The organism is Ruegeria sp. ABM4_193 (genome assembly GCF_056158705.1).
On record NZ_JBSWTT010000001.1, the window covers coordinates 1,536,746 to 1,548,345 of the forward strand.

Sequence of the window (11,600 nt, forward strand, 5' to 3'; positions counted from 1 at the left end):
CGGAAGCAGCCTGTTTGTCGGCGAAAAATTGCAACTCTTTGGGGTTTTAGCCCTGAAGGATGCGTGCGACCTGCGGCGAGAAATAGGTTAGAATGCCGGCACATCCCGCGCGCTTGAAAGCCAACAGACTTTCCAACATCACCTTGTCGCCGTCGATCCAGCCGTTCTGCGCAGCCGCCTGGATCATCGCATATTCGCCCGAGACCTGATAGGCGTAAGTCGGCGCGCCAAAGCTGTCTTTTACCCGGCGGCAGATGTCCAGGTAGGGCATGCCCGGCTTGATCATCACCATATCCGCACCCTCAGACAGGTCACGCTCGATCAGGCGCAGCGCTTCGTCCGAGTTGGCTGGGTCCATCTGATAGGTTTTCTTGTCACCGGTTAGCGCGCCAGAGGCCCCAACGGCATCACGGAAGGGGCCGTAGAATGCGCTCGCGTATTTCGCGGCATAGCTGAGGATCATGACGTTGTGGTGGCCAGCGCCCTCTAACGCGCGGCGCATTTCGCCAATCCGACCGTCCATCATGTCTGATGGGCCGATAATGTCCGCTCCGGCCTCGGCCTGGGCAAGGGTCATTTTGACCAATGCCTCGACGGTCTGATCATTCACGATCTCACCATCGACGACGTAGCCGTCGTGCCCGTTGATATTGTAGGGGTCCAGCGCCACGTCGGTCATCACGGCGATATCAGGCGCGGCAGCCTTGATCGCCCGGATAGCGCAATTCGACAGATTGTCTGGGTTCCATGCCTCGGCACAATCTTCGGTCTTCAGCGACAAATCCGTGTATGGAAAGATGCAAATTGCAGGAATTCCAAGCGCTTGTGCTTCGGTCGCGGCCTTGGCAATCAAATCAACCGACCGCCGCACGACACCCGGCATCGAAGGCACAGGTTCTTCGATCCCTTCACCATCGCGCACGAAAACCGGCCAGATCAGGTCTTGCGTGGTCAGCGTGTTTTCACGCACCAGCCCCCGGATTGCCTCGGACTGACGGGCCCGCCGAAAGCGGGTCAGGGGGTAGGGGGCAATGGTTGGTTTCATGGCGCGTTCTCCTTGAACATTCCAGCATTGGGTGGCATGAATTCACAAAGGTCTCAAGGGTATCAATGGACGCGCCGCCGCGATAAACCTCCCTGAGTTGTTTGAATAAAGGGTTGGGTTTGGACTGGTACTCTTCGATTTTTGAACTCATCGACATGCGCAGTTTTTCGAATCTGTGGTACTGGATTGTGCTGGCGGTGGTCTGGTCGTCGGCAAGCCACTGGGTGATGGGCATTCCGTATGATCTGGTTGTACGCGCGCGACGGATCGGCGGGCAGGTCGAGGTCGATCTTTTGGACATCGTACGCATCAACACGAACCGAATTTTGCTGATCGTTGACATGTCTGGTACCATCCTATTGGCTTTTGCAAGTTTTATGCTGACCGGTCTGGCGACACTGGGGTTTTATTACGACGTTGAATTTGCGCAGGCGGTTTTTTTGCTCATGTTTCCGATGACGCTGGTTCTTTTGGTGAATATCTCACAGGCCAGGCGTCTGCGTCGGCAGGAACTGACGCTTGAAACCGTCACCAAGACCATCTCCCGCTGCCGTCTTTACACCCAAATCATCGGCATGATCTCGATACTGGTCACTTCGTTCTGGGGCATGTATCAGAACATTTCGATTGGCGTTCTGGGTTAGACTTATCTGAAAGGCGAGGCGATGAAGGCTCCGAACCACGTGACAGTTGGCGGCGCCCCTGAAGGGTTTGATGCGCAGCTTGTGCTGAACGAAATCGCCCGCAGCAACGGGCCGGTGGCCCATGTCGCGCGTGACGACAAGCGGATGGAAGCGATGCGCGCTGCGCTGGCCTTCTTTGCCCCCGATATGCCGGTCTTTGTGTTCCCCGGCTGGGATTGTCTTCCTTATGACCGTGTGTCGCCGAACGCGGATATTTCGGCGGCCCGGGTGGCCACGTTGGCGGTGCTGGTTCACCAGATGCCGCAAAAATTCGTGCTGCTGACCACGCTGAATGCAGCCACCCAACGCGTGCCAGCGCGTGAGGTGCTGCGCGAGGCGGCGTTTACCGCACGTGTTGATCAGCGCATCGACGAGACCGCTTTGCGAAACTTTCTGGTGCGCATGGGGTTCACCCAAAGCCCAACAGTGATGGAGCCCGGCGATTATGCCATTCGCGGGGGCATCATCGACATCTTCCCCCCGGGCGAATCCGGCCCCGTTCGTTTGGATCTATTCGGAGACGTTCTGGACGGCGCGCGCCGCTTTGATCCGGTGTCTCAGCGCACCACTGAAAAGCTGGATGTGGTTGAACTTGCACCTGTATCCGAGGTCATTCTGGACGAGGCCGCTATTACCCGGTTCCGCCAGAACTATCGCATCGAATTTGGTGCGGCAGGTACAGATGATCCGCTCTACGAGGCGGTCAGTGCGGGGCGCAAACATCAGGGCATCGAGCATTGGCTGCCGTTTTTTCACGACAAGCTTGAGACGCTGTTCGACTATCTGCCGGATGCCACGATCACCGTAGACGATCAGGTTACACCAGCGCGTCTGGCGCGGTGGGATACGATTGCCGATCAATATGAAACTCGGCGTCTGGCTTTGGAAAACCGATCCCGCATGGACACGGTTTACAAACCCACACCCCCCGGACTGCTCTACCTTGACGATGCCGCGTGGGAGGCTGCGGTCGCAGATCGCAGGGTTATGCAGTTCAGCCCCTTGCCGCAGGCTTCTGGTCCCAGTGTCATCGACGCAGGCGGGCGGATCGGGCGCAACTTTGCTCCAGAACGCCAGCAGGAGAACATTAGCCTTTTTGGCGCTTTGGCCAGCCATATCACAGCCAAGTTCGACAAAGGCCCTGTGTTGATCGCCTCTTATTCAGAAGGTGCGCGCGAACGTCTGACCGGTTTGATCGAAGATGAAGGTCTGGCCGAGGCCATCCCGGTGACGAACGGCACCCGCATCGGTAAACGCGGTTTGCACCTTACTGTCTGGGCGCTGGAGCACGGGTTTGAAACCCCTGACCTGACAGTCATCGCCGAACAGGACGTGCTGGGTGACCGCCTGATCCGCCAGCCCAAGAAGCGGCGCAAGGCCGAGAACTTCCTGACCGAGACCCAATCCCTTAGCCCCGGTGATCTGGTGGTGCATGTGGACCACGGAATCGGTCGCTATATGGGGATGGAGGTCGTTACAGCCGCAGGCGCTGCGCACGAATGCCTGCTGCTGGAATACGCCGAGCAAGCCAAGCTGTACCTGCCGGTCGAAAACATCGAACTTCTGTCGAAATACGGCCATGACGAAGGTTTGCTGGACCGTCTTGGTGGTGGCGCTTGGCAGGCCAAGAAAGCCAAGCTGAAGGAACGCATTCGCGAGATGGCGGATAAGCTGATCCGCATCGCTGCCGAACGCGCCTTGCGTAAGGCTCCGGTCATGGATCCGCCGCCCCATGCGTGGGAAGAGTTCAGCGCGCGTTTCCCGTATCAGGAAACCGATGACCAGCTGCGGGCCATCTCGGACGTGATGGAAGACATGCATTCTGGTGCCCCCATGGATCGCCTGATCTGTGGCGACGTGGGCTTTGGCAAAACCGAGGTCGCCATGCGCGCGGCCTTTGTGGCAGCCATGTCAGGCGTACAGGTGGCCGTTGTTGCGCCCACCACCCTTCTGGCGCGTCAACACGCGGCAAGCTTCAAGGAACGGTTCCGCGGCTTTCCACTGGAAGTACGGCAACTCTCGCGGTTTGTATCTGCGAAAGAGGCGCAGCAAACCCGTGATGGTCTGGCGCGCGGTACGGTGGATATTGTGATCGGCACCCATGCGCTGCTGGCCAAGAACATCCGGTTCAACAATCTGGGCTTGCTGATCATCGATGAGGAACAGCATTTCGGCGTAGGTCACAAAGAACGCCTGAAGCAACTGCGCAGCGACATTCACGTGCTGACCCTAACCGCAACTCCGATACCGCGGACCTTGCAGCTGTCCCTGACCGGCGTGCGCGATCTGTCGATCATTGGAACCCCTCCTATCGACCGCTTAGCCATCCGAACATATGTCAGCGAATTCGATGCTGTCACGATCCGAGAGGCGCTGCTGCGTGAACACTATCGCGGCGGTCAGAGTTTCTATGTGGTGCCCCGTATTTCGGACCTGCCGGAGATTGAAGAGTTCCTGAAAAACCAACTGCCTGAACTGACCTATGTGGTGGCGCATGGTCAGATGGCAGCGGGCGAGCTCGACGATCGAATGAACGCGTTTTACGACGGCAAATATGACGTGCTGCTGGCCACGACGATTGTCGAAAGCGGGCTGGATATTCCAACCGCAAACACAATGGTTGTTCACCGCGCGGATATGTTCGGTCTCGCTCAGCTCTATCAGATCCGGGGTCGGGTGGGGCGGTCAAAGACGCGTGCCTATGCCTATCTGACTACCAAGCCGCGCCAGAAACTGACCGCCACGGCCGAAAAACGCCTGCGCGTTCTGGGCTCGCTGGATACGCTGGGGGCGGGGTTCACACTGGCGTCGCAAGACCTGGACATTCGCGGCGCAGGCAACCTGTTGGGTGAAGAACAATCCGGCCAGATGCGCGACGTGGGGTACGAGCTCTACCAATCCATGCTGGAAGAGGCGATTGCCAAGATCAAGGCAGGTGAGATGGAGGGGCTGTCGGATGCAGACGATCAATGGGCACCGCAGATCAATCTGGGCGTGCCGGTTCTGATCCCTGAAGACTACGTACCCGATCTGGACGTGCGCTTGGGCCTGTATCGCCGCCTGTCCTCGCTGTCGACTAAGGTGGAGCTGGAAGGGTTTGCTGCCGAACTGATCGACCGGTTCGGAAAACTGCCAAAAGAGGTCAACACTCTGATGCTGGTCGTTCGCATCAAGGCGATGTGCAAGCGCGCCGGGATTGCCAAGCTGGATGGCGGCCCGAAGGGCGCAACCATTCAGTTTCACAACGACAAGTTTGCGTCGCCTCAGGGGCTGGTCGAATTCATCCAGAATCAGCGCGGTATGGCCAAGGTCAAGGACAACAAGATCGTTGTGCGACGCGACTGGAAGAAAGACAGCGACAAGATCAAAGGGGCTTTTGCCATTGCCCGTGATCTGGCCGAAAAAGTTGTCGCAGTAAAGAAAAAGGCCAAGGCAGGTTGAGATGTGGGCAGGGGGCGCTGCCCCCGCTGCGCGTTCCGCGCATCTCCCCCGAGGTATTTACGGCCAGATGAAGGGCGGATCCCAGCTTCATCTGGCTAAAAAATACCTCCGCCGGAGGCATCGCGCGGTAGCGCGATCTATCCCACTAATCACGCATCGCAGCCTGCGCACATAAGCAAGAGGCCGCCACCATCCGATCGGCTCGGGCCAAGGCCAGGTCGAGCCGCTGTTTGATTTGATGGATTTCTATCGTTTCTTTCCTCGCTGCGAGGCAATCGTGCAACCCCTTCAGGCTCCACACATTGTCGGGGTGGATCGAGGCGCGGCTGAGGCTTCCGCCCAAGCCCAGATCTTCGCGATAAACCTCTTCGGCCTCGGCGACGTGGCCTTGTTCGAACAGCAAAGCGCCAAGCGCGTGGCGGGTGGGCTGCATCCAGCCCCAGGGCTCGTCATAGGGCAGGGTGTCGTCCAACTCGACTGATCGGCGCAAATGAGCAAAGGCGATTTCGAAATTGCCTTTACGATACTCGATTTCGCCACGCAGCATTTCCCGCGCGATCTCCAGCAGGTCGATCACACGGTTGTTGTGCAGCCTGCGGGTTTCAGGGACGCATTCTTTTGCTGCGAGAAACAGGTTCTCTTCAGCTTCGGCGTGGACAACATCCCCGGTTGCGGCATGCGCGATGGCACGGGCGTAGTGGGTCGTGGCCGTCAGGGTGCGGTACAGGTCCGGATCAGAGGGCAGATCCAGCGCTTTCGCCTCTTCCCAGCGGCCAAACCGGATCAGGATGTGTGGCCCCATGGACATGTAGCTTTCGAAGAAATCCGCCATGGGCGGGCTTTCGATACGCAGCATTTCTTCAGGCGTGGTGTCCCAAATTCCTTGGTTGGCGCGTAGGGCGGGTTTGATCTGTCCCAGAAAAAGGGCGCCATAGATTGCAAAATGGTAGTTGTGTTGGCGATAGCCGGTGTAGATGTTGAACGCACCTTCGCGTTCGTAATACTTCAGGTCAGCTTCCGACGCTTTTTCGTTCCAGTGCACCACATTTTGGTAGTGGCCGCACAGCACGTCTATGTGTGTTGGCATATGCACCAGATGCCCCGCATCCGGGACCAATGTGCGCAGTACATCCCCGGCTTTCAAAGCTTTTTCCGGCGTGGGCGACATCTCCATCAGGTGGACATAGAGGTGCAGCAGGCCAGGGTGTGACATGGCGGCTGGATCGTTGGCCATGGCCCATTCCAGCACGTCTTGGGCTTCACGTGTGGCTGCGCCTTCGGCGGGTTGGCCGGTTTTCAGATCCCACATCTGCCAAGGGGTCAGGTTCAGCAACGCTTCGACATAGACCGTGCGCAGGTCGAGGTGCTCTTGATGCGCCGCAAACGCCGCCCGCATTGCGTCGGCAAAGTCATGGTCCCACTGGTGCATGTCTTCGATTGGGTCGGGTTGCGGGTAGCGCGCGGGAAGGGCATGGATCAGAGCTTGCTCAACAGGCGTGCAGGTATCGGCATAGTCCAATGCCTTCTGCATTGCATCATGGGCCAGCGTAAGTGCCTTTTTTCGCCCTCGCTCATCCTGCAAGTCCCATGGCAAGTTATAATTGGGACCTGCCGCGTAGGCGACGCCCCAATGGGCCATGGCGCATTTGGGGTCATGCCCGACCGCGCGTTGAAAACACGCAACGGCTTCTTCGTGGTTGTACCCGTAGGTCCAGTTCAAGCCACGGTCGAACCAACGCTGCGCCTCTGGGTTCGTCGTTGAAACCGGGCAGGTGTATGTGCCCAGATCGTAATAATCACTCATCGAAAAACCTCCCCGCAGCCTGGGCTTAGGGTAGCGTGTTTCGGGGAGGTTGCACAGATCAGGCTGGCAGTCGCTGCTCCACCCGGCCCATATGCAGCATCAGGCCGAAAGCCAGAACACACATGGTCAGGATACCAAATGTCAAAGGAGCAATTGACCCATCGAACAGCAATCCGATCGGCGCGGCAATTGCTGCGGCCAACACTGTTGAAATCGATCCGATGACCGACGCCGCCATTCCGGCAATGTGCCCCATCGGTTCCATCGCGATGGCGTTCAGGTTGCCGATCGTGATGCCTGCCATGAAGAAAACCATGGTTTGCCAAAAGACGAACAGCGCAAATGACGTTGTTGGAGACAGGTTGGTCATGTTCAGGAGAATGACCATTGATGTAATTGCGATCTGAGCGCCAAAGGCAAATGTCACCATCCGCCGCATTCCGACGCGCACCACCAACGCGGCGTTCAGCAGGCTGGCCGAGCCAGACATCAGAGCGACAAAGCCGAACCAAAAGGGAAAGCTATCGGCCCGGCCGTGGATCACATCATAGACCGGCTGTACCATGGTCAGCATGGTGAACAGCATTCCCATGCACAGGGTTTGTACAAGGATCGACAGGCGCACTGTTGGATGGGCAAACATCTCTTGCACAGCGGCGATCATCAGGGGCAGGCGGAAGGGGCGGCGATTTTCGACAGCGAGAGACTCGGGCAGACGAACGCTCATCCAGCCGACGACAATAAGCGCAAACAAGATGAACGAAACAAAGATACCGCGCCAGCCAAACAAAGCGATGACACCTGCGCCTAGCATCGGTGCGATGGCAGGGACCAGTGTGAAGATCATCATCGCAATCGAGATGATGCGGGCCATCTCACGCCCGGAATAGAGATCCCTGATGATGGCCATGGCGACCACACGCGGACCAGCGGCTCCCAGACCCTGCACAACGCGCGCAATCAGTACCAGTTCCAGCGATGAACTCGCCCATGCAACCGCAGATGCCGCGATATACAAAAGTGCGCCACCAAAGATCACCGGCTTGCGTCCCAGCGCGTCCGAGATCGGGCCGGTAAAGAATGTGCCGATCCCCATGCCCAACACAAAGGACGTCAGGATCAGCTGCGCCCGGTTAATATCATCGGGGCTAAGCTGCGCGCCGATTTCTGGCAGGGCGGGCAGCATTGAATCGATCGAAAAGGCGATGGTAGCGAACATCATTGCGACCAAAGCAATGAATTCCGCCTTCGACATGCGGTTGGCCATGAAGCACTCCTAACCCATTCGCGCTATCACGGAGGATCAGGTTAGGCCAGACTGGAAATTCGCACAGACCTCTGTGCTATTCTGCAGGGGAAGCCTCAAGCTGAGACATGATCTCAGCGATCACTTTCTCCCACATCTCAGGGGGTTGAGCACCCGGAACTGCATGTTGGTTGGCAACAATGTAGGTGGGGACCGAGCTGACGCCCATTTCACGCGAATGGCTATCGCGATTGCGGATGTCGTCTCGGTCAGCGTCAGATTTGAGCAGTTTCATGACAACGGCGGCGTCCATTCCAGCGCTGTCAGCGATATCTGACAAGACCTCTGGATCACCGATGTCACGAGCTTGCACGAAGTAAGCATCGAACAGCGCGTCGACAACAGCGTTCTGTTTGCCTTCAATCCCAGCCCAATGGATCAGGCGGTGGGCGTCCAGCGTGTTGGGCGTGCGCTTCATACCTTCGAAATCGATCTTGAGGCCCGCGTTTTCTGCGTGTTCCACCACAGGCGCATAGGCCCGCACGGCACCGTCTTTGCCGCCGAACTTACGCTCAAGGTATTCGCGCCGGTCCATGCCTTCATCCGGCATGTCGGGGTTCAGCTGAAAGGGATGCCATTCGATGACAAAGGGGTGATCGGGGATATTGGCCAGTGCTTTGTCCAGATGCGTTTTGCCGATATAGCACCAGGGGCAGATCGGATCGGACAGGATGTCGAGCTTGACGGTCTGGGTCATGTAGTTGGTGCCTCGAAATAGGCCGGCAACGCGCGGCGCAGGAGTTTGCCGTTACCGCCAGTTGGCAGGGCAGGCAGGTGGATGAAGGCGCGCGGCTGTTTGTAGCGGGCCAGATTGGCTTCGACATAGGCGCGCAGGGCCGCATCGTCCAGCTTTTCCGGACCAGTATAGAAGGCTGCTATCACAAATGTGTCCGGTTTGACCTCGACCGTCGCTGCACCGACCTGCGTAACGCCCGGAAAACGGGACAGCGCGGCTTCGACCTCGACCGGGGACACGCGATAGCCGCCCGCGTTCATCATGTCATCATCTCGGCCCAGATAGCTGATCTGGCCGTCTACCGCCATCGCGCCCTGATCTCCGGTAAGAAACCAGTCGCCTTGCATCCGCGCCTCGGCCTCGTCGGGTGCGTTGAGATAAGTCAGCATCAAACCGGGGTCTGATCGGTGTATGGCGATGGTGCCTTCCTGTCCTTGTGGTACTGGGCCGTCCGTCCCCAGGATCGCCACGCGACGCCCCGTTTGCGGCTGCCCTAGCGCGTTGCTACGCGCGGGGTGGGCCGGGCTGGAAGAGATAAAGGTCGAGCATTCGGACATGCCGTAGGCTTCGAACAGGCCGGTGCCGGTGCTGGTGACCCATTTCTCGTGCAAAGCGCGCGACAGTTTCTCACCCGCGCATAAGCCATGGCGCAGGTCGGGTAACTCCATATGTTCGGACGTTTGCAGCATCTTTCGAAAGACACCGGGGGCGGCGGCAAAGATCGTTGCACGGTGCTGGCGCAATAAGGTCGGCAGCGCGTCAATACTGGTGCCGGGTTCCGGGATAAGGGCCGTTGCACCGATAGTCCACGGGTCCATCAATCCTGTGCCCAGCGTATAGGTCCAGTTGAACGCACCTGCATGGCACAATCGGTCGGTTTCGCGCAGGCCGTACCAGCCATCGACCATCATCTGCCGCGCCCAGATTGCCCGGTGGGCATGGGCCACCGCACGTGGCTTGCCAGACGTTCCAGAGGTGTAGACGACATAGGCCATACGCTCGGGGTCGCCCATGTCAAAACGGGCTGCAGGCAGGTTTCGCATGGTTTTCAACGCATCCAACCCAATCTGCTTGGGGTGCGCGGCGCAGGCAACGTCGGGGTCGCGCAGAATGGCCGCTGGGGCAAGATCCGCGATCATTTTGGCCGTTTCAGGTTCCGTCAGTTGCGACGATGTCGGCACAGGAACGATGCCTACTGCAATTGCGCCAAGATAGGCGATCGGGAAATCTACTGTATTGCCCAGCCGCATCAACGCGATGTCGCCGGGTTTCAAACCGGCTTGCAACAACCCAGCACCGGTGCCCAAAACGGCTGCTTTCAGATCGCGAAAGCTCCAATCCTGCGCGTCCCTCTCACGCAGCACGGACAGGGCAACCTTGTCGGGGATGCGATCCGCTTGGCCCAGAACATGAGCAGCCAGGTTAAAAGGTGTGGGGCAGGGCGCGGGTGCCCCTTGATCAAAGATGGACAACATGGCCCTTGGCTATCCCGGAGCCTGCCGCGTTGCAAGCGCGGCAGACCGGGCCTATAGAGAAGGGCATGAGCACTCAAGATCCAAAATCCCTGATCCGAATTGCCCGCGATTCCGGTGACCATACCGAAGTTGAACCACTGGACCTTGGCGCGAGGGTGCGTGAGCTGCGCAAGGCGCGCAAATGGACTTTGGAACAGGCTGCCACACAGGCGGGATTGGCGCGCTCGACGCTGAGCAAGATCGAAAACGGACAGATGTCGCCCACATACGACGCGCTCAAGAAGCTGGCGATTGGTCTTGAGATTTCAGTGCCGCAACTGTTCACCCCGCCGCAGCGTGATCAGGTGATCGGTCGTATGGCTGTGACCCGCACCGGCGAAGGGACGGCCCATGCCACGGCCACCTATGAGCATGAGTTGCTGGCCGAGACGCTGACCAAGAAACATATGCTGCCGTATCGCGCGCGAGTGCGGGCGCGGTCGATGGATGAGTTTGAGGGCTGGGTGCGCCACGATGGTGAGGAGTTCATGTATGTCCTCACGGGCGTTGTGCGGCTGTTCACTGAGTTTTATGAGCCTGTCGAAATGCGCCGTGGCGACAGCGCATATTATGATGGCAGCATGGGGCACAATGTCATCTCCGTCAGCGACGAAGATGCGACGATCCTTTGGGTCACATCACTTGCTTAGTGATGCGTGCGTGAATTCGCGGTTCAGACCTTCGGTAAACAGGAAATCTTCAACTTCTTCGTGCGCTTCGTTCATGGTTAGCTGGTGACGCTCTGCCAGATAAGCTTCGAACCCTTTCCGGTCCTTTGACACGCGCATCATGTCCTGATCCCGCAAGTTCGGAAAGCGCCGTTTTGCACGTGCGTAGGCCGCGCTCCAGTCTTGTTTAAGATCCGTCCAGTTCATCATCTTTGAGCTTTCCTTTTGTAGCCATTAGGACTGCTCTCCCCCACAACAGCGTACGGAAAGGCTGCCGTCGGGTAAGACATGACAAAATGTCGCACCTTTCTTTCACAAATTATTTAGGGGTGGTGCCCGCTGCGAAAGCTCCGCAACGGTCGGGCGGGCCTGCGGTCGGTGTGAGTGGTGGCGGGCCCGATTA

Annotated in this window: 9 protein-coding genes; 3 read left to right on the top strand and 6 right to left on the bottom strand. The window is 58.3% G+C overall.

Annotated features, from left to right (window positions below; genetic code table 11):
- Positions 1-46: 46 nt before the first annotated feature.
- On the bottom strand, positions 47-1,045 hold the full coding sequence (hemB, locus tag ACXADZ_RS07735; protein ID WP_475194618.1) for a porphobilinogen synthase: 999 nt from the start codon (positions 1,043-1,045) through the stop codon (positions 47-49).
- A 119-nt stretch (positions 1,046-1,164) separates the two neighbouring features.
- Here hemB and ACXADZ_RS07740 point away from each other — a divergent pair, with 119 nt between their 5' ends.
- Positions 1,165-1,689: a component of SufBCD complex gene (locus ACXADZ_RS07740; protein ID WP_171091175.1), complete on the top strand. Its 525-nt coding sequence runs from the start codon at positions 1,165-1,167 to the stop codon at positions 1,687-1,689.
- 21 nt (positions 1,690-1,710) lie between these two features.
- Positions 1,711-5,169 carry a transcription-repair coupling factor gene (gene mfd / locus ACXADZ_RS07745; protein ID WP_475194619.1) on the top strand — a complete coding sequence of 1,153 codons (3,459 nt, stop codon included), beginning with the start codon at positions 1,711-1,713 and terminating at the stop codon, positions 5,167-5,169.
- Between the two features lie 145 nt (positions 5,170-5,314).
- Here mfd and ACXADZ_RS07750 read toward each other — a convergent pair whose 3' ends face one another.
- From ACXADZ_RS07750 to ACXADZ_RS07765, 4 genes are all read right to left on the bottom strand, one after another.
- Positions 5,315-6,973 carry a tetratricopeptide repeat protein gene (locus ACXADZ_RS07750; RefSeq protein WP_475194622.1) on the bottom strand — a complete coding sequence of 553 codons (1,659 nt, stop codon included), beginning with the start codon at positions 6,971-6,973 and terminating at the stop codon, positions 5,315-5,317.
- A 58-nt stretch (positions 6,974-7,031) separates the two neighbouring features.
- A complete protein-coding gene (locus ACXADZ_RS07755; RefSeq protein WP_171090329.1) occupies positions 7,032-8,240 on the bottom strand; it encodes a multidrug effflux MFS transporter in 1,209 nt (402 codons plus the stop codon).
- 76 nt (positions 8,241-8,316) lie between these two features.
- The gene (locus ACXADZ_RS07760) at positions 8,317-8,976 is read right to left on the bottom strand and encodes a DsbA family oxidoreductase (protein ID WP_171183417.1); all 660 of its coding nucleotides are present in this window, start codon (positions 8,974-8,976) and stop codon (positions 8,317-8,319) included.
- Entirely contained in the window at positions 8,973-10,490 is a 1,518-nt protein-coding gene (locus ACXADZ_RS07765; RefSeq protein ID WP_475194623.1) for a class I adenylate-forming enzyme family protein, read from the bottom strand. Before ACXADZ_RS07765 ends, ACXADZ_RS07760 begins: the two co-directional genes overlap by 4 nt.
- Before the next feature lie 65 nt (positions 10,491-10,555).
- Between ACXADZ_RS07765 and ACXADZ_RS07770 the strand changes: the two genes are divergently transcribed.
- Positions 10,556-11,179, top strand: coding sequence for a helix-turn-helix domain-containing protein (locus tag ACXADZ_RS07770; protein WP_171183414.1), 624 nt, complete (start codon positions 10,556-10,558; stop codon positions 11,177-11,179).
- Here ACXADZ_RS07770 and ACXADZ_RS07775 read toward each other — a convergent pair.
- Positions 11,168-11,407 (bottom strand): hypothetical protein, encoded by a 240-nt coding sequence (locus tag ACXADZ_RS07775; RefSeq protein WP_171090321.1) that lies wholly within the window; start codon positions 11,405-11,407, stop codon positions 11,168-11,170. The two genes, ACXADZ_RS07770 and ACXADZ_RS07775, sit on opposite strands and share 12 nt — an antisense overlap.
- Positions 11,408-11,600 lie beyond the last annotated feature (193 nt).